Source organism: Rickettsia endosymbiont of Villa modesta (genome assembly GCF_964026485.1).
GTDB lineage: Bacteria > Pseudomonadota > Alphaproteobacteria > Rickettsiales > Rickettsiaceae > Rickettsia > Rickettsia asembonensis.
This window is the reverse complement of the sequence record NZ_OZ032157.1, coordinates 1372936-1392783: the sequence shown is the minus strand read 5'-3', so window position 1 is coordinate 1392783 and position 19848 is coordinate 1372936. Positions and strand designations below refer to the sequence as shown.

Below are 19848 nucleotides of genomic sequence, written 5' to 3'. Positions count from 1 at the left end.
CAAATCTTGACTTCTACATTTTATGCGAATTTTGAGACATTTACTGATTCTATACGAATATTTTTTGAAAATATTGAAAAATATAAAAATAAAATTTCTTCATTGGTAAATGACAATTTTCAAACCATTGTTCCTAATCATTTTAACAACTCTTCAGGTAAAAGAAGTATACACTATCAAGTGCTCTATTCTGCCAGGCAGTAACTTCCTCTAAAATACCATCAGTTACCTTTGATATTAACTCAGATGATACCTTGGTAGCATATAGTTCTTCTAAGTGTCCTTGTATTTCCCTAATGGTCATTCCCCTAGCATATAAGGATATTACTTTATCATCAAATCCTTCAAATTTTCGTACTCCTTTTGGAATGAGTTGAGGTTCAAATTCTCCATCCCGATCCCTTGGCACTTCTACTGTCAATTTACGACCTTCAGGATCTATTAAAGTCTTTTCATAATTGCCATTACGTCTATTCTCTGACTCCTTGGCATTCTTAGAATGCTTCTCATAACCTATATGAGATTCCATTTCTTTCTCTAAAATCTTATTTACTATCTGCTTTTTAAATTCCTGAAATATCCCTTCTTTGCCAAATATCTCAGATGGATCACTTTGTGATAGTATTTCTGATACTACTTTTTCTATAGTCGGATTTGATACTTTGCTCTTATTCTTCATATTAGCCTCATGTAAGTTGTTTTAATTAATTTTATTCTTAACTATTTTTACAACTTACACAAACTTTCTGACACCCTCAGTTATTTTTGATATATGGCAACGAAATTGGTCTGGCATAGCTCCATTTTTTAGCTTTCCAGAAGACATTAGAAAGGCGATTTACACTACTAATGCTATTGAATCCACTAACCGTCAAATTCGTAAAATTATTAAAAATAAGGGAGTATTTCCAGATGATAAATCAATGCAGAAAATAATCTTTTTGGCATTGACAAATGCCTCTAAAAAATGGACAATGCCTATTAAGAATTGGGCAATGGCTTTAAATCAATTTGCAATCCTTTGTGATACTAATTTACAAAATTGGACAAATGGCGAAATCGTACTTACACAAAGAATCTGACAGAACCCAATTCTCGGAATTTATGAATGCTATATGTTTTAATTTGAAACACTTAACCGTTTTAACGGCTAGCTAATATTATAATGGATAACGCATAGATAATAACAAAATCTCCACTGATTTTTACTAATTTTGTATATATACTTCTTTTACCTGAAGAATTGGTAGTATTAGATATTAATTATCCATAAGAACATTGATTATTCGCTCATCTAAATATTCATTTTCCAACTTTTCAAGTTAAAGAAGTATACTGAACAAAAATTATCTTAATTTTAAACACTATTTCTTCCAAAAAAATATCCTTCCTATAATTCGCTACTTAATTTCTTATCTCTCAACACTTCCATAAAATTTATTGTTACTTACAACAGAATGCATCAATTTCCACAGTCGTTCAATTGGATTCAAATTAGGACTATATGCTGGCAAAAATAGTAACTCTATTTTACTGTATTGTAGATATTCTTTTACCTTTTTTGACCTATGATATCCAGCATTATCGCATATCAAATAAATCTTACTTTTATCTTGATTATTTGCTTCTAATTTCTTTAAAAATTCAATAATATAATCACCATTAACCTTAGGATTGTCAGTTGTTACTACCTCTAAATCCTTAAGATTAATAGCACCAATAATATGTTTACGCTTCCAACCACTGAAACTTGGTAATGTTTTAACTACATTCTTTCTAATCCAACCAAATCTTGCTCGAGTTTGGTATTGAGGATGAACACTATCCATAAAATAAATAGACTCATCTTTAGCTAAATTATTTTTTAGCAAACTATATTGCAGCTCAAATTCCTCTTGCTTAGCTAAATCTATTTTTCCAGGAATTAACTTAGGTTTCTGATAACTAAAACCAAGTCTGTGTAACAGCTTGATTACCCCAGCTAATGTATAGATTACTCCATATTGACGTTCTATGAACAAACCTATATCTCTAGCATACACATAATTATTATTTTCTAGATGAACTATTAACTCTGCTTCCTCCTGTCTAGTAAGTTTACTATCACTACCGCCATTTCCAGGCTTAAGCTTCTGAGCATTATGATAATCTATTAAATGTTTTCTTATCCCTCCCCATCACTCAGTAATAACACTTTCGATATCTCATCAATACTATAGCTATCATCATACATGAAAACAGCTTTGATTCTATCACAAATCCTCTTATCCCTTTCGCTTCTATGGTAAAGCTTTAATTCTTCTTTTTCTACTGATGTTAATTTTCTATAAATCCATTCTTACTTAATAACACTTGCTGACTTCTTTGACAATTTTTCATTTACTAGAGGTATATACTTAGCTCTAATTGAACTGAACTTTGCGTTTTCAACCAAACTTTTTGAAAAATTATAAATTAAAAGTTATTACTTTCAATTATTATTTTTATTCTGAATTTAAAATTAGATTATTTGAGATAATGAATTTATAGGAAAATATAGAATGGTGACCCCTACGGGACTCGAACCCGTGTTCCCACCGTGAAAGGGTGGTGTCCTAACCGCTAGACGAAGGGGCCTTCACTTTAAAGTAGGCAAATAGATATATTAGTCATACCGTGGCTATGACCACGGCATGACAGTAAGCTAGAAGTTTTATACAACAACTTTGCCAATATTGCAAGTATAAAAATTATAGGTTTACCTTAAGCTTAACACTACCTTGATGGCTTCTATAATGTTTATTAAGATAATAATTATAATCCAAAGAAATAGTAGTATTCTTGATACTAACTATAATACCCGTTCCTAAATTATAGGATGTTTTCGGTTGCTTCGGTATTAGATAATCCTGTTTGAATGTATTATCAAATATTTTAACAACTCTATTTATTTTTTGGGTTTTCTCTTTAAAATTATGTTCTACCGCTCCTTGGAATGTTAGGCCTAAATTATTAAATTTTAGAGCATCTTTTAAAGGTACTTTGACTTTAGTACCGACAATTCCGGACAATATATTATTCTCTTTCATTGTAAGAGTTATTTCTTGTACGTTAATACCGGTTTCATTATACACCCCGTCTCGTGACTTCCCGTATCTTAAGCCGATATTTGGAGTAATAACAAGCTTGTTTTGCAAAAGATAATTATAATTCAGTAATGCTTCCGCATTATAACTATGATTGCGATGTTTTACATTACTTCTAATTTTAGTATCACCATGTGAATAAGTTGTCTTATCTTTAATAAAGTTTTTAGAAGCAGATACTAAAGCTTGTAGTGCAAAATTCTTCGGTAATTCTTTTTGTCCGTAAATAGAAACCACATGACTATCAATAAGTTCTTTGTTATTATTTTTACTGTTTTTAAATTTAAATACTGAATAAACATTACTGTAAGCTATACCTAGAATATTATTGTCGATTTCAACGTCAAACCCAATAGTAGCACCTTTGTTAGTACCTCTATAACCGGTCATATTTTCTACGCGTCCATGATTATTAGTGCCGTACATACCACGCATCCACAAACCTCTTTTTATATGAGATTCTTCTTCATCACCAGCTCCTACCGCTACCATATTATTAGACATATTCATAGATGCATCTAATCTGTTACGAATCATATTATTTACAATAGTATTAGCAACTTTCGCTTGATTTAAAGTAGGAGCATTTTCTGAAATTTGCGTTTGCATTTCTTTTTTTGCTTTCTGTTCAAGAGGAATAGCTGTATCAACTTCCGTTATTTTAAGGTTATCCCCATCGGAATCGGATAATTGCTCTATTATTTCTTCTTCCTCTTCAAATCCTGAATCATAACTTTCTTCATCTTCGCTACCATCGCCTAATGCTAATGCACACTCATTACTTGATACAGGTAGTGCAAGTAACCCTTTATCTCCTGCTTTTTGAATACCGGATTCTGTTACTTCTGTGTCTTCTTGTTCTTCATTGCCTGCAGGTAAGGTAGATTCTGATTTACCATCCGACGCTGACATTTTATCCATTTCACGATTGAATTTTTCAACCTTCTCATCTAAACTACTGACTAAAATCGCAATATCTTCGTCTGAATTATATTGTGGATCCAAGGATACAGGGATTTCTGCACCGTATTTCTTAAGCTCCTTATTTATTTCTTCAAAAGAAAAAGCTTGATCAAATGCTAACGAGTCTTTTTCAGCTCTACTCAAAGCCTTACTTACAAGTTCTTCTTCTTCTCTCAGCACTTCAATCTGCTGAACGATTTGAGCAGCTTCTGAGCTTGTACTTAGCAATTGTTCCAGTTCTTGCCTTTTAACTATTACTGCCATTTGATATGTCCGGAGAAGAGCTAATTTAGTTTCACTTGAATTTTTATCACTACTATTGGCTATCTTTGAGCTTGACTGGTCCGGAGTTGGACAGCTATCCTCAGCTCCATATCTATGACCTACTCCTATATCTCTATTATCCCATGATAAATCTTCATTACTACCAAATATGTTTAAGCTACTAGCTGAAGATGAACGTGAAAATACCGGCTTACTCTCAGTTACCTTAGGCTTAGATTCCGTATTTAGATGCTTTATCTCCCCTTCTAACCAAATCTTTTCTTTCGACATCTCAAATACTTCGAGCATTAACTTCTTAAATTTTGGATCATCGTGATTTAAAGTATCTAACTCCAATTCCTTAGCCTTATAATCATTGGCTATTTTTTCATGTTCAGATTTTAATTTCCCTAATTTCATAACATTAGAACCGCTTAAATCCTCTAAGCCGTTAATTGAAGGTGAACGGGATAGATTTAATTCTGTATCGCTAAGTAAATCGCTTATGTCGCCAACTGAATAACGTGATGATGATACATCTGTGCTTGAATACCCTTCATTTAGAGGAAATGCTGCTTCTATGGCTTTCCTTTTTTCTTTTAATTGTGATTCTTTTGAAGATAAGTCTAGAAACCGCTTAAATTCTAGGTTTTCTAGATCTTGATCTTGATATTGATTCAATATGGCAATAACTTGCTTTTCCTTAACTCTTCTATCTCCCTCTACTTTTAGTAGTTTATCTTCTAAATCTAAAGAATCTAATTTCTTATCAAACTCAGCACTGGATAATGGTGTTCTAACTAATTTTCGTTTACCAGTATTCCTACAACTTATAGATGGTTTAGGTTGCTCTCTATTATATATTGTTTCTGATGCTAAATTCTCATAACTAACCGGCTCATATATAGTAAATAAATTAGATTTAGATAATGGCTGTGTATCTTTAATAGTACTATCAACTAAATTTAGCCTACCTTGTGATTTATTAAGTAAAACTTCAGCTTTTCTTAGTACTTCAGGGGAAGCAGTCTTATATAGTGAATTATATACACCTGTAAGTTTTCTTACTTCTAATTCTCCTAGTTGTTTAAGTTTGCTTAATAAATAACCCCGTGTATTTATATCATGAACTCTATCAACTCTTAATACTACTTCTTGATGTTGATCATTATCTAAATAAGGTAAAGATTTGATTATTGTCGGATCTATTGATTCCTTAGGTACTCCTGAAGAGCTTAGGGAGTTTATAGCATTTATTATAATAGTTTTATGATCTTCTCGAAACTGTTGAGCTTGCGGAGAGTTATATAGTGACTCTACATTTATAGGTGGGGTTACAGCTAAATTTTTCGGTAAGCTATTCATATTAGCAGTCGGCATAGAATGACCATTCCCCCAATTTGGATTAAATCCAATATCTGCATCTGTTTCTATATTATTAAAGTGTTTATCCGCTCTGCTTTTAATAGCGTCCATTTTTTTTTCTGCTTTTGCATTATGTGCTTTTATATCTTCCGGTTTGCGTATTAATGCCTGTTGTAATCCTTGATAGACTTCAATTGCTTCTGGGTAATCATTTTCTATTCCCTGTAAAGCTAAATTAAGTGATTTTTGTTGTGAAGGACTGGTTGTTTGCAGTATTTCACTTCTTTTTACATCTAAGTCACTTATAAGTTGAGCTGCCTTTTCTATTAATTTACTATCTACACTTAAAATAGCCTCCTTATGATGCCCATTTCCCGAACCTTGACCAAATCCTCCCTCTTTATCTACTGTTCTTTGCTTTGAGGTTTCTCCATCTCTTTTCCTTTTACTGCTTTCTGCATCATTTGTTTGTAAAATTGACCCTACTTTTGATACAGCTCTCTTTATTATATTACCTTGTTTTTTCTTACTAGAAACTGAATAAGTACTTTCTTCAGTTAAAGTTTCTTGAGGTACATTTTCAGCCTTTGTATTCATTCTTTGGTTATACGCTGCATCCCAACTCGCTGATAGTTGCTCGAAATCATAGGCTGATGACAAATTTTGACCTTCCAAACTCTTAAAGCCTGAATCCATACTTTTAGGGTCTGCCACTTCTTGATTCGACAACATTACTGTATAAGGTTGCTGCTGAACCTTTATTGGCTCTAAGTACCCATCTTCATCCTCCGGCAAAGTTCTCTGAAGCTCATGACTTAATTGCATGGTTGACTTTGCTGTTAGCGACTGCTTAGAAATAGTAGCAGCAGCAGAAGTGGTTGACGGAGTAAGAGCTAGTCCCTCTAGTTTTTTTATATTTTCTTCAATCTTATCAATCTTATCATTCTTATCATTTGTTACCATTGCAACATGATTGTCCATTTGCTCTTGCAGTTTTTTTAGCTTTGTTCTACTTACTTCCTTTTTTGCATCATTCAATATTTTTTGAGCTTCATCTGCCGCCGCTTTTATAGCTTTTTCTTGCTTCTTTATTTTCGATAATTGTTTTTGTGTTTCTTGTCTTTGCTTTTTATCCTCTATAGCTCCTACTTTTAATTTTAATTCTTGCAACCTGTTCGATGTTGTATTAGCATTTGATATTTGCTGCATTTTTTTTGCAATATCTTCCCTGATTCCTACTATATCTCTTTCTTTTTGATGATTTTCTTCTTTTCTTTTCTTTTCTATCTCAGTTCTTTGCTTATCCTCCGCTTGTTGCTGTTTTTTTGCTTTTTCTACAGTAATATGTCGTTGATTTTGTTCTAATTGAACTTCCTCTCTTTCACTTATTAGATCTTTGTATTCTGCACTATTTCTTTTTACTTCATTTGCTTCCGCTTGCCTTTTATCGACTACAGCTTGTCTAGCAGCATTGACTTTCTGCCGTTGAGCAAGCACCTCTAGTTGTTGCGGCTGATTTAAGAATAACCCAACCAGCGGCATCTCCGTAACCGGAGCTTTTCTTTGGGGTTTTGTTAAAACTATCCCACCTACTAAAACATCTATTTCTCTAGATAAACTATTTGCTTCCTCATTTTTATTTGTTAACTTTTGTTGAAGTTTATCTATTTTTTTATTATTTTCTTTTAATTTTGCACTATCTTGATCTAATTCACTCTTATTTTTTACTCCTCCTGTCTTTTTGTTACAACTGGCCAGACTCCTATTTGTTTCAGCTAATTCTTTTATTTTTATTCCTATCTTTGCAGCTTCTAACTTTAGTACTTTTGTTTTTTCCTGTGATGAAACTATCTGTTTTTGTAGCTGTTGTAATGGTTTTTTATTTTTTTTGCCTTGGGTATTTTCAATTGTCGATTCTACTTCAGCTAACTTGATTCCTAACGTCTCATTAACTCGTAATATATTACTTACCATCTTCACTGCAACTTCAGCACTGCTCAACAATAGAGGTTTTGGAGAAACCGGAGGTTTAGCCTGTGTGCTAGGTTGTACTGTCTGTTGTGGCTCGCTACTAAACGATAATCTTCGTACTGCCGGTGGTGTCTTAGCTCCCAAATTATCATTTGGTTTAGAATCTGGAGTAGGCTGATACGAAGTCGCCAGTGTTGATGGAGTACCAGGTGCCGTAGTATAATGTTCCGGTGATGTCAGAGTAGTATTTGGTGTATTAGGTGCAGTGACAAAGCCATTTGAAGCTGGGCTAACAGTAGGCGAAGACGCTGTTATTATAATTTCTGGTTTTTGAGACGTTTGCTCTGTCGGTTCAGGAATATAATTATTTTGATTTTGCTCTACTTTTTCAGCACCTACAAATGTTTTGTTTCTAGTAGGTGGTCGTACTTTTCTCGTTTTTCCGACATCAGACTTACTACGTGCTACCTTTTTATAATGATCCTCTATAGGAATATCTTTTAATGGATTAGATGGCTTAGATATTTCCATTTCTCTTATTTCAGATGAAGTATATGTGTTTCTTTCTGGTTCCGGTACCATCACTGTTCCTATCTGCTGCGGTGTATTTGTCGTATCTCTATTTCCATTTGATTGTGACAATCTGAGTGATAATTTCTTTTCGAGTGCGTTACAAAATAATGCTTTTTGATCGCTGCTCGCCATACCCTCAAAAGGTATTGCGATTATTGCTCCTACTGAAATAGAGGCAAGCAGAGAATATTTTAAAAATCTTGATTTTTTTAGTAAATTTTGTTCTGTTAACTTATTCATTGCAAATATCTCAATTTAAATTAATATTTTATATATACTTCTTTAACTTGAAAAGTTGGAAAATGAATATTTAGATGAGCGAATAATCAATGTTCTTATGGATAATTAATATCTAATACTACCAATTCTTCAGGTAAAAGAAGTATACATAAACGTTGGGCACTATAATAAATAAGTTAATAAAAAGCAATATATAAGTTAATTTATCTTAACTTATAATTACGAGAGAATTTTATTCTAATTATTGAAAATATAATAGATATAGCGTATAATACATTTTATACTTTCAATTGAAAATACTACAATATTTTAAAATAACTTTGGAAGCAGAGTATAATAATTTAAATATTTGGTATTTTGTTAGTTTTATTTACGGTATTATTGTTTATTTTTCGCTTGATTTTGAGCTTTCATTTACAACAATTTTTTTCATTTTTTGTGCTTGCCTAATATTAACCTTTACTAGAAATTCTAATATATTTTTACAGTTTACTTACTGGATGATTATTGCTTTTATTTTTGGCGTATTTATCTCTAAATATCGTGTGACAAATTTACACGGCGAAACACTTCATAAACCAATAATAACAGAAATTAGCGGCAATATAGAATCGATAAAACCGACTATTATAGGAGGACAAATAGTATTAAACAACATTAAGATTGAAAAAATTAATCGTAATTTACAAAAAGTTAAAATTAGTATACCGAAGAAATATATATACCTCTAGTAAATGAAAAATTGTCAAAGAAGTCAGCAAGTGTTATTAAGTAAGAATGGATTTATAGAAAATTAACATCAGTAGAAAAAGAAGAATTAAAGCTTTACCATAGAAGCGAAAGGGGTAAGAGGATTTGTGATAGAATCAAAGCTGTTCTCACGTATGATGATAGCTATAGTATTGATGAGATATCGAAAGTGTTATTACTGAGTGATGAAGGGATAAGAAAACATTTAATAGATTATCATAATGCTCAGAAGCTTAAGCCTGGAAATGGCGGTAGTGATAGTAACCTTACTAGACAGGAGGAAGCAGAGTTAATAGTTCATCTAGAAAATAATAATTATGTGTATGCTAGAGATATAGGTTTGTTCATAGAACGTCAATATGGAGTAATCTATACATTAGCTGGGGTAATCAAGCTGTTACACAGACTTGGTTTTAGTTATAAGAAACTTAAGTTAATTCCTGGAAAAATAGATTTAGCTAAGCAAGAGGAATTTAAGCTGCAATATAGTTTGCTAAAAAATAATTTAGCTAAAGATGAGTCTATTTATTTTATGGATAGTGTTCATCCTCAATACCAAACTCGAGCAAGGTTTGGTTGGATTAGAAAGAATGTAGTTAAAACATTACCAAGTTTCAGTGGTTGGAAGCGTAAACATATTATTGGTGCTATTAATCTTAAGGATTTAGAGGTAGTAACAACTGACAATCCTAAGGTTAATGGTGATTATATTATTGAATTTTTAAAGGAATTAGAAGCAAATAATCAAGATAAAAGTAAGATTTATTTGATATGCGATAATGCTGGATATCATAGGTCAAAAAAGGTAAAAGAATATCTACAATACAGTAAAATAGAGTTACTATTTTTGCCAGCATATGGTCCTAATTTGAATCCAATTGAACGACTGTGGGAATTTATGCATTCTGTTGTAAGTAACAATAAATTTTATGCGAATTTTGAGACATTTACTGATTCTATACGAATATTTTTTGAAAATATTGAAAAATATAAAAATAAAATTTCTTCATTGGTAAATGACAATTTTCAAACCATTGTGCCTAATCATTTTAACAACTCTTCATGTTGAAGAAGTATACAAGAAATTAGGGTAAATGACAGAATTACTTTGCTTGCTAAACTCTATAAGCCGCAAAATGCTATACTCCCCTGGGGAGATGATTTTGGTTTTTACGCTTATCTATCGGATATAGGGGCAAACGGCTATGCCATGTCGCAGCCACAAATTATAGAACGTAACGAGACAAATTTTGATAGCTTTATTTATAGAGTATACTTCTTCAACATGAAGAGTTGTTAAAATGATTAGGCACAATGGTTTGAAAATTGTCATTTACCAATGAAGAAATTTTATTTTTATATTTTTCAATATTTTCAAAAAATATTCGTATAGAATCAGTAAATGTCTCAAAATTCGCATAAAATTTATTGTTACTTACAACAGAATGCATAAATTTCCACAGTCGTTCAATTGGATTCAAATTAGGACTATATGCTGGCAAAAATAGTAACTCTATTTTACTGTATTGTAGATATTCTTTTACCTTTTTTGACCTATGATATCCAGCATTATCGCATATCAAATAAATCTTACTTTTATCTTGATTATTTGCTTCTAATTCCTTTAAAAATTCGATAATATAATCACCATTAACCTTAGGATTGTCAGTTGTTACTACCTCTAAATCCTTAAGATTAATAGCACCAATAATATGTTTACGCTTCCAACCACTGAAACTTGGTAATGTTTTAACTACATTCTTTCTAATCCAACCAAACCTTGCTCGAGTTTGGTATTGAGGATGAACACTATCCATAAAATAAATAGACTCATCTTTAGCTAAATTATTTTTTAGCAAACTATATTGCAGCTTAAATTCCTCTTGCTTAGCTAAATCTATTTTTCCAGGAATTAACTTAGGTTTCTGATAACTAAAACCAAGTCTGTGTAACAGCTTGATTACCCCAGCTAATGTATAGATTACTCCATATTGACGTTCTATGAACAAACCTATATCTCTAGCATACACATAATTATTATTTTCTAGATGAACTATTAACTCTGCTTCCTCCTGTCTAGTAAGGTTACTATCACTACCGCCATTTCCAGGCTTAAGCTTCTGAGCATTATGATAATCTATTAAATGTTTTCTTATCCCTTCATCACTCAGTAATAACACTTTCGATATCTCATCAATACTATAGCTATCATCATACGTGAGAACAGCTTTGATTCTATCACAAATCCTCTTATCCCTTTCGCTTCTATGGTAAAGCTTTAATTCTTCTTTTTCTACTGATGTTAATTTTCTATAAATCCATTCTTACTTCATAACACTTGCTGACTTCTTTGACAATTTTTCATTTACTAGAGGTATACGTTCTTATATACTTCTTTAACTTGAAAAGTTGGAAAATGAATATTTAGATGAGCGAATAATCAATGTTCTTATGGATAATTAATATCTAATACTACCAATTTTTCAGGTAAAAGAAGTATATATACAAAATTAGTAAAAATCAGTGGAGATTTTGTTATTATCTATGCGTTATCCATTATAATATTAGCTAGCCGTTAAAACGGTTAAGCGTTTCAAATTAAAACATATAGCATTCATAAATTCCGAGAATTGATTTTTGGCAATACCAATATATCTGACACGTTTATTATCTTGTGAGAATACTCTTTCAAAAGGTGCTCTAATTTTTGTATAATATCTATCAAGGTCAAAATTTTTATCTTTCATGTTATTTTTCTTTACAGCACAAAGATGCACTTCTTGCCTAGTTGCTGTATCTTTGGTAGACTTTGTACAATATGCTTTATCTACATATGCAGCACCGGAGCGTGGCATAACGTGTTTAAAACCTTTGCTATCAGTAACATTTGCAGAGGTAGCTGCAACCTTATTAATAATCCCTGATTGGATATCAACGCTAACATGTTTTTTATAACCATACCAAAACTTATTACCTCCTTTACAACCAATTTTAGCTTGTTTATCATTCGCAACTTTGGGCAAAGTCTCATTATTTAGCTTGTCATATTTTTGCTTCCTCAACTCATCACGTTCTGTCCAAAGACTAGCTTTTGAGATCAAATGAGAGGCATCTACAAAGGTAAATACCTCGCTCATATAACCTTGCTTTCGTAGTTGTTCTCTAAAGTTTGCAAATATTTTTGATAGTAAGTTAGTACCTATTTTCTTACGTATTTTACTAAACACACTATAATCTGGAGTCGTCTCTGTAAGAGCAAAATCACAAAACCATTTGCCGGCATTACTATCAGCCAAATAACGTTCTAATTCTCGATCAGATAAGTCTTCCATAAATTGTAGAAGTAAACATTTAAATAACCTCAATGCTCCATAGCCTTTATAATTAGCTTCAGTTTCTATCGCTAATAACTCTCTTTCAACTACTTTGAAATTAAATTAACTTTTAAATTTACGATATTGATGTTCCGGGCTAACTAATTCATCTAAACTGACCATTGTTATTTGATGCTCTGACATTTTTTACTTTCTTATTTTTTTATCACATTATAACCTTTTACTCTTCATATCTCAACACTCCCATAAAAAACTTGTTTTTTATCTGTTTATTTTATCAAAATATGTATAACTTCTATATCAATATTGAAGTTATTTTTCTAGATTTCTGCTTTTGCAGAAATGACATTAAAAAAAATTGTTCGATACCATAGTTTTATACACCAACCAATTGTTGTAGAATACGTAAAATACGATTTACTTCATAAGAAGTAGCCTGTGCTAATCTTGGATAGATAATTCTTGTTATGCTTATTGACCTGCAATGTTCTATTAGTGCATAACTTTTTACCTCTAAATTATCTCGTACATCTAGTTCAAAATGAAGATTACTAAATTCCAGTTGTGATTGGCTGCTAAGAGGACAAATAAAAATTATAGGAGGAATAGAATCTAATATTGTTTGTGAATTTAATATTATTACGGGACGTATTTTTCCAACTTCATTTATTTTAGCAGGATCAAGCCTAGCCAAATAAATACCGCCCCGTGTTAATATTTCTTTTTGCTCCACCATTTTTCCTTTTCTTCTAGTAATTCTGAATTTAAGTTTTCAGTGATTTCTGTCATTTCTTCTAGATATTTTTTAGATTTTTTCATTGCATTAAAGCTTTTTATAATATCGTCTTGTTCAAATTGAGACTGAAGATTATTGAGTTCATGTATAATGGCTTGACGAATAAATGCTGTTCTAGATAATCCTAGCTTTTTAGCAATTTCATTACTAGCTTTAGCTATATTATCGGGTAGAGTAATAGATAAGCTTGTCATATCATTTTTTATATATAATTTTATATTAAATATAATACTAAATTCTTAAAAAAGCAATATATACTAGGTCAACTTCAAAAATTGGCTATGTCATTCTACAAGAGCTGCGGTACTCACGTATTAAGTATACGCTCCGCTCCTCGCCTTGTGAATTCCTTGCTCTTTTTGCAATTGACCTTCGTATACTACTTTTCATTTCACATCAGTATACTTACAATTCTCTAACTGGTTTTAATACTAGCTTCTTATTCCTGAAGATATTGATTCTAGAAAAGAAGCCGTTTTTTGGTTTTTTAAAATCACGTTTATAATTTTCACCGGTGACAGCATTATAGCTAGTAATTAAAGAAGGTATAACCTCGTTATAATATATTTTATAAAGGTCATGCATAGTTTCTTTGGTAGTTAAATATCCCCATTTTACGGCTTGTTGCGGTACTCTAGCGAGTGCCTCAATGCAGGCTACAGCTTCTTCAATTTCAGGGTTTTTATTTTTATACACTTCAGCGTTTGGCGATAAATTAGCTTGCATATCTTTAAACATAGCCTCAATCATTAATGCCATATATTTATCGGTTTTAAATTTTTTTACAAGTATTAGGTTATTCCTACTGCTATAATTTAAAAGCCGAAATTTATATATAAAAATCATAAATTTTATAGCATAAACTTTTAAGCCGCTAACTTTATTTGCATTATAAAATTTAAGCTTTGTTTCATAATCTAATTGCTTTTTCATGCCTGCTTTAAGGAGCTTACCCAGCAAATTATGACAATGTATTATATCATTTTTTCTAGCAATTCGTACTTTATCGGTAGCTTTAGTACCGGAAAAATTAGCCGAATGGCGAGTTATTTGCCTGCCGTTATCATCTCTTTTTATATCGGCAAAATGCCCAAGCTCTTGGGCTGCGATAATCTGAAGCCTAGCAACGGCAGGCCAGCCATTACCGTACATAGGATAGTCTTTATTGTTTTCAGCAAAAGGATTACCGCCGCATGAAACAAAAATAGCTACGTCCTTGCCGTTAGTGCTTTGCATACCGCTATTACCGCCTACTCGTTGCCAGCTAACCATATCCATCATATCGCCGATATTATGCGAATAGGTAAGGAATACTTCCGTCTTATTAAGAAGAAGCCACCTTATTACGATCGGATGAGCCGACTGAACAAAAAGACGTGCCAACATTTCGGTTACTTCTTTCTTAACCGGTTGTAGCTTTTGTATTTGTTTTTTTAAGTTATCAAAGATTGATTTTATTTTCTGATCTGAAGCAGAGTTTCTATATAAATTTTGAAAAAGCTTGGTAGTTTCAGGAATTAAATGCGGGCTTGTTAGTTCTTCTTTACTAACCATTAAGCTTATATTAAGAGCAGGCTCGGTAAATCTTGCAAAATTGCAGCAATCATCGGTATCTATCCGTAATTTACCAGACTTAATTAATTGCATCGCCAAATGCTCATACTCTATTTCCATGTCCTGCTTATAAATAGCAGGAACATTGTCAAGAATGTGGTATATGCTAGTCATTTTAAAAATTTAGTGGTTATTTTCTACATTACCTGTTGGTAGTATACTTCTTTAACTTGAAAAGTTGGAAAATGAATATTTAGATGAGCGAATAATCAATGTTCTTATGGATAATTAATATCTAATACTACCAATTTTTCAGGTAAAAGAAGTATATATACAAAATTAGTAAAAATCAGTGGAGATTTTGTTATTATCTATGCGTTATCCATTATAATATTAGCTAGCCGTTAAAACGGTTAAGCGTTTCAAATTAAAACATATAGCATTCATAAATTCCGAGAATTGATTTTTGGCAATACCAATATATCTGACACGTTTATTATCTTGTGAGAATACTCTTTCAAAAGGTGCTCTAATTTTTGTATAATATCTATCAAGGTCAAAATTTTTATCTTTCATGTTATTTTTCTTTACAGCACAAAGATGCACTTCTTGCCTAGTTGCTGTATCTTTGGTAGACTTTGTACAATATGCTTTATCTAAATATGCAGCACCGGAGCGTGGCATAACGTGTTTAAAACCTTTGCTACCAGTAACATTTGCAGAGGTAACTGCAACCTTATTAATAATCCCTGATTGGATATCAACGCTAACATGTTTTTTATAACCATACCAAAACTTATTACCTCTTTTACAACCAATTTTAGCTTGTTTATCATTCGCAACTTTGGGCAAAGTCTCATTATTTAGCTTGTCATATTTTTGCTTCCTCAACTCATCACGTTCTGTCCAAAGACTAGCTTTTGAGATCAAATGAGAGGCATCTACAAAGGTAAATACCTCGCTCATATAACCTTGCTTTCGTAGTTGTTCTCTAAAGTTTGCAAATATTTTTGATAGTAAGTTAGTACCTATTTTCTTACGTATTTTACTAAACACACTATAATCTGGAGTCGTCTCTGTAAGAGCAAAATCACAAAACCATTTGCCGGCATTACTATCAGCCAAATAACGTTCTAATTCTCGATCAGATAAGTCTTCCATAAATTGTAGAAGTAAACATTTAAATAACCTCAATGCTCCATAGCCTTTATAATTAGCTTCAGTTTCTATCGCTAATAACTCTCTTGCAACTGCTTTGAAATTAAATTAACTTTTAAATTTACGATATTGATGTTCCGGGCTAACTAATTCATCTAAACTGACCATTGTTATTTGATGCTCTGACATTTTTTACTTTCTTATTTTTTTATCACATTATAACCTTTTACTCTTCATAGCTCAACACTCCCTTTAATGATGAAAGCATTATAAAATTCTATATGTAGTTGTGCATCTCTTGTTATTTTAATTAAAAATTATTATATAAAAATAGTCTAGTTAAAAATATTTAACTTTATTAATTAAAATATGTTATCTATATGAATATTGATAAATTTACTGCACATGCTAAATCAGTGATAGCTAGTAGCCAATCGATTGCTGCTAAAAACGATCATCAGCAAATATTACCTTTGCATTTATTATCTAGTCTTTTAAGTGAAGAAACAGGTATAATTCAAACCCTTATTAATAATACCGGAGGTAATATAAACTTATTAAAAGATCAAGTTCAGCTAGAACTAAATAAAATCCCAAAAGTTCAGGTTGAGGGAGGGGGACAAGTTTATTCTTCTGCTGAAGCTCTTAAAGTTTTAGAAAAAGCTAGTAGCATTGCTAAAGACAGTGGGGATAGCTTTGTAACCATAGAGCGTATATTTGAAGCATTAACTTATGATAATACTATAGCCGGTAAAATTTTAACGAATAATGGAATTAATAGTAAAAAATTAGCAGCAGCTATTTTACAGCTTCGTAAAGGCAAAAAAGCAGATACCGAATCGGCAGAAAATAGTTACGATGCTCTAAAGAAATACGGCAGAGACGTAACAGAGCTTGCCGAAAGCGGTAAGCTTGACCCGATAATCGGGCGTGATGAAGAAATAAGAAGAACCGTGCAGGTACTATCACGACGCATGAAAAACAATCCTGTGTTGATCGGTGAACCAGGAGTCGGTAAAACTGCTATAATAGAGGGGCTTGCACAACGTATATTTAGTAAGGACGTACCTGAGTCACTTATGAACTGCCGTATTATTGAGCTTGATATGGGAGCATTAATAGCAGGTGCTAAATATCGAGGTGAATTTGAGGAGCGTCTTAAAGCAGTGCTTAGCGAAATTAAAAAATCAAGCGGTGAAATTATTTTATTCATCGATGAACTGCATCTATTAGTCGGTACGGGAAAAACCGACGGTGCTATGGATGCCTCGAATTTACTAAAGCCGATGCTTGCTCGTGGTGAGCTGCACTGCATCGGTGCTACTACTTTAGACGAATATCGTAAATATATCGAGAAAGATGCAGCACTTGCTCGCCGTTTCCAGCCTGTTTACGTGAGTGAGCCGACGGTTGAGGATACTATATCAATACTTAGAGGAATTAAAGAAAAATACGAGCTGCATCATGCAGTGCGAATTTCCGATAGTGCAATAGTTGCAGCAGCGACGTTATCAAACCGTTATATTACCGATCGTTATTTACCTGATAAAGCTATTGATTTGATTGATGAAGCTTGTAGCCGTATGAAAATAGAATTGTCAAGTAAGCCTGAAGAGCTTGACGAGCTAGATCGCCGTATTATTCAGATAAAAATTGAGCTTGCAGCACTTAAAAAAGAAAATGACGAGCATTCTAAAAAGAAAATTACCCATTTAACCGAGGAACTCGAAAAGTTAGAATCTAAATCATATGATATGAACGCTAAATGGCAGGCAGAAAAGTCTAAACTACAGCAAGCCCAAAAACTTAAAGAAGAGCTAGAACGAGCAAGAATCGATCTAGAGCGTGCCGAGCGTGACGCTAATCTCGCTAAAGCTAGTGAGCTAAAATATGGAATTATACCTGAGATTATGAAAAAGATTCAGGAAGCCGAAAGTATGGATAATAAAGGGCTATTAAAAGAAGTTGTATCGGAAAGTGATATAGCAAGTATTATCTCTCGTATTACTGGTATTCCAATTGATACGATGTTATCAAGTGAGCGTGAGCGTCTACTTGTAATGGAGCAGAAATTACGAGAATCGGTAATAGGGCAGGATGAGGCAATTAAAGGTGTTAGTGATGCGGTAAGAAGATCACGTGCAGGTATTCAGGATATTAACCGTCCGCTTGGTTCGTTCTTATTCGTAGGACCGACAGGAGTTGGTAAAACTGAGCTTACCAAAGCCTTAGCTGGTTTTCTTTTTGATGACCGTAATGCGATACTTCGTATAGATATGTCGGAATATATGGAGAAGCATGCTATTTCTCGTCTGATAGGAGCACCTCCCGGCTATATTGGATATGATCAAGGCGGGGTGTTAACGGAAGCAGTAAGACGCCGTCCTTATCAGGTAATATTATTTGATGAAGTTGAAAAAGCCCATCCCGACATATTTAATATTATGCTGCAAATACTTGATGAGGGAAGATTAACCGATAGTCAGGGTATCACAGTTGATTTTAAAAATACTATTATAGTTTTAACTTCTAATTTAGGTGCTGAGATACTCGTTAATCAGAAAGAGGACGAAGATACATATAAAGTAAAAGATGAGGTTATGGAATATGTAAAAGCAGTATTTAAGCCTGAGTTTTTAAATAGGTTAGACGAAATTATATTATTTCATCGCCTAAATCGTAATAATATTCATGATATAGTTAAGATACAGCTTGAAGCCTTGCAGAAAATTTTGCTACAACAAAATATTACTCTTGAATTTGATGAATCTGCTTTAAATTATTTAGCCGAAAAAGGCTATGACCCAAGCTTTGGAGCAAGACCCTTAAAACGCCTTATCCAGAGGGAAATACAAAATAACTTAGCCAAAATGATTTTAGCAGGCGAAATAAGTAGCGGCAATACCATGAAAATAGCTAGAGAAAAGAAAGAGCTAAGGATAAAGATAATTGATTGATTTAAGTGTACGGCTCATATATCATTCCCGCCTATGCGGGAAGGCATTGTTGCGTGGATATAAAAAAGCACTCGATGTCATACCGTGGCTTGACCACGGTATCTATAAAAGTAACTTAAAATACTAACATTTTAACTGGATCCCGTGATCAAGTCGCGGGATGACACTGGAAAAACTGCTCCACGCAACAAAGCCACGTGGGAATGATATAAAACTGAGCCATACAACAAGGCCTTTTTAGTCGCTCATAATGACGAATTAAGCAAAATTATAGCTTATTAATATGCTTCAATTTCAGTTAATGTTATACTTTCAGTACCTGATAATTTATAACAATCATTACTAGTAGAGTTAGGAATTTGTACGTCAAATAATAGGGTTTTTTCTTCTTTATACAGATCAACTAAGTAAGAATTTGTAATATCTGTAACTATTGGCGATAAGTAAGTTGTTGTTTCAATAAGCTTATCAATAGCATTTTGTCCGTCTTTTAATATTTTATCGACTAGTTTTTTATCTTTATAAAAAGTATTTACGGTGCCTATTAAGGTTGTTGATATCTCATATATAATAACACCGTTTTTAATTATATTGGTTATATTAGAGTCTAATTTTGCTGTTTTAGAAAAAATTAAAGAAATAACAGTAGGATATTTATTAAATACATTAGGTAGTTCTAAAAAATTATTTACGGCTGAATAGGCAGAATTGGTTGCTTCTGAAAAACAATTAAATGCTTTGTATATGTTTTCATAATTGTTATTACTCATAAACTTACCTCTTTTTTATATAGATAA

General features: G+C 32.4%; 16 protein-coding genes and 1 tRNA gene. 6 read left to right on the top strand and 11 right to left on the bottom strand.

Translation table 11 applies throughout. From position 1 onward, the window contains the following. Positions 1-6 precede the first annotated feature (6 nt). Entirely contained in the window at positions 7-204 is a 198-nt protein-coding gene (locus tag AC5584_RS07905) for a hypothetical protein (RefSeq protein ID WP_499216407.1), read from the top strand. Here the strand turns inward: AC5584_RS07905 and AC5584_RS07900 are convergent. Further along, positions 143-679, bottom strand: coding sequence for a transposase (locus AC5584_RS07900; RefSeq protein ID WP_499216406.1), 537 nt, complete (start codon positions 677-679; stop codon positions 143-145). The genes AC5584_RS07905 and AC5584_RS07900 overlap by 62 nt on opposite strands. A gap of 28 nt (positions 680-707) precedes the next feature. Here AC5584_RS07900 and AC5584_RS07895 point away from each other — a divergent pair, with 28 nt between their 5' ends. Further along, a complete protein-coding gene (locus tag AC5584_RS07895) occupies positions 708-1082 on the top strand; it encodes a transposase (protein WP_499217050.1) in 375 nt (124 codons plus the stop codon). Positions 1083-1412: 330 nt separating this feature from the next. Here the strand turns inward: AC5584_RS07895 and AC5584_RS07890 are convergent, their stop codons facing one another. The 3 genes from AC5584_RS07890 to AC5584_RS07880 all read right to left on the bottom strand — a co-directional run bounded on the left by AC5584_RS07890 (position 1413) and on the right by AC5584_RS07880 (position 8501). After that, positions 1413-2153: an IS630 family transposase gene (locus AC5584_RS07890; RefSeq protein WP_499217049.1), complete on the bottom strand. Its 741-nt coding sequence runs from the start codon at positions 2151-2153 to the stop codon at positions 1413-1415. Between the two features lie 388 nt (positions 2154-2541). Continuing rightward, positions 2542-2616 (bottom strand) — tRNA-Glu (locus AC5584_RS07885). A 113-nt stretch (positions 2617-2729) separates the two neighbouring features. After that, complete coding sequence (locus AC5584_RS07880; protein WP_499216405.1) at positions 2730-8501, bottom strand: autotransporter outer membrane beta-barrel domain-containing protein; 5772 nt, start codon at positions 8499-8501, stop codon at positions 2730-2732. 290 nt (positions 8502-8791) lie between these two features. Here AC5584_RS07880 and AC5584_RS07875 point away from each other — a divergent pair, with 290 nt between their 5' ends. Continuing rightward, on the top strand, positions 8792-9232 hold the full coding sequence (locus AC5584_RS07875) for a hypothetical protein (protein WP_499216404.1): 441 nt from the start codon (positions 8792-8794) through the stop codon (positions 9230-9232). 50 nt (positions 9233-9282) lie between these two features. Then, positions 9283-10320, top strand: coding sequence for an IS630 family transposase (locus tag AC5584_RS07870; RefSeq protein WP_499217048.1), 1038 nt, complete (start codon positions 9283-9285; stop codon positions 10318-10320). 211 nt (positions 10321-10531) lie between these two features. Here the strand turns inward: AC5584_RS07870 and AC5584_RS07865 are convergent, their stop codons facing one another. From AC5584_RS07865 to AC5584_RS07840, 6 genes are all read right to left on the bottom strand, one after another. After that, positions 10532-11485, bottom strand: a complete 954-nt coding sequence (locus AC5584_RS07865) for an IS630 family transposase (RefSeq protein WP_499217047.1) — start codon at positions 11483-11485, stop codon at positions 10532-10534. Between the two features lie 330 nt (positions 11486-11815). Next, positions 11816-12652, bottom strand: coding sequence for a transposase (locus AC5584_RS07860; protein WP_499217046.1), 837 nt, complete (start codon positions 12650-12652; stop codon positions 11816-11818). 310 nt (positions 12653-12962) lie between these two features. Further along, on the bottom strand, positions 12963-13322 hold the full coding sequence (locus AC5584_RS07855) for a type II toxin-antitoxin system PemK/MazF family toxin (RefSeq protein WP_499216403.1): 360 nt from the start codon (positions 13320-13322) through the stop codon (positions 12963-12965). Continuing rightward, a complete protein-coding gene (locus tag AC5584_RS07850; protein ID WP_039594795.1) occupies positions 13298-13576 on the bottom strand; it encodes a ribbon-helix-helix domain-containing protein in 279 nt (92 codons plus the stop codon). The genes AC5584_RS07855 and AC5584_RS07850 overlap by 25 nt, the downstream gene beginning before the upstream one ends. Positions 13577-13787: 211 nt before the next feature. After that, positions 13788-15110, bottom strand: a complete 1323-nt coding sequence (locus AC5584_RS07845) for a DUF2748 family protein (RefSeq protein ID WP_499216402.1) — start codon at positions 15108-15110, stop codon at positions 13788-13790. A gap of 219 nt (positions 15111-15329) precedes the next feature. Further along, the gene (locus AC5584_RS07840; RefSeq protein WP_499217045.1) at positions 15330-16166 is read right to left on the bottom strand and encodes a transposase; all 837 of its coding nucleotides are present in this window, start codon (positions 16164-16166) and stop codon (positions 15330-15332) included. Positions 16167-16474: 308 nt separating this feature from the next. Between AC5584_RS07840 and clpB the strand changes: the two genes are divergently transcribed. Further along, positions 16475-19051, top strand: a complete 2577-nt coding sequence (clpB, locus tag AC5584_RS07835) for an ATP-dependent chaperone ClpB (protein ID WP_499216401.1) — start codon at positions 16475-16477, stop codon at positions 19049-19051. After that, positions 19044-19178, top strand: coding sequence for a hypothetical protein (locus AC5584_RS07830; protein ID WP_410527637.1), 135 nt, complete (start codon positions 19044-19046; stop codon positions 19176-19178). Before clpB ends, AC5584_RS07830 begins: the two co-directional genes overlap by 8 nt. Before the next feature lie 151 nt (positions 19179-19329). Here the strand turns inward: AC5584_RS07830 and AC5584_RS07825 are convergent, their stop codons facing one another. Next, complete coding sequence (locus AC5584_RS07825; RefSeq protein ID WP_499216400.1) at positions 19330-19821, bottom strand: DUF5424 family protein; 492 nt, start codon at positions 19819-19821, stop codon at positions 19330-19332. Positions 19822-19848: the final 27 nt, after the last annotated feature.

Coding starts and splice junctions, on each gene's coding strand:
- AC5584_RS07900 (WP_499216406.1), bottom strand. CDS start 679: ATGAAGAATAAGAGCAAAGTATCAAATCCGACTATAGAAAAAGTAGTA.
- AC5584_RS07880 (WP_499216405.1), bottom strand. CDS start 8,501: ATGAATAAGTTAACAGAACAAAATTTACTAAAAAAATCAAGATTTTTA.
- AC5584_RS07855 (WP_499216403.1), bottom strand. CDS start 13,322: ATGGTGGAGCAAAAAGAAATATTAACACGGGGCGGTATTTATTTGGCT.
- AC5584_RS07850 (WP_039594795.1), bottom strand. CDS start 13,576: ATGACAAGCTTATCTATTACTCTACCCGATAATATAGCTAAAGCTAGT.
- AC5584_RS07845 (WP_499216402.1), bottom strand. CDS start 15,110: ATGACTAGCATATACCACATTCTTGACAATGTTCCTGCTATTTATAAG.
- clpB (WP_499216401.1), top strand. CDS start 16,475: ATGAATATTGATAAATTTACTGCACATGCTAAATCAGTGATAGCTAGT.
- AC5584_RS07825 (WP_499216400.1), bottom strand. CDS start 19,821: ATGAGTAATAACAATTATGAAAACATATACAAAGCATTTAATTGTTTT.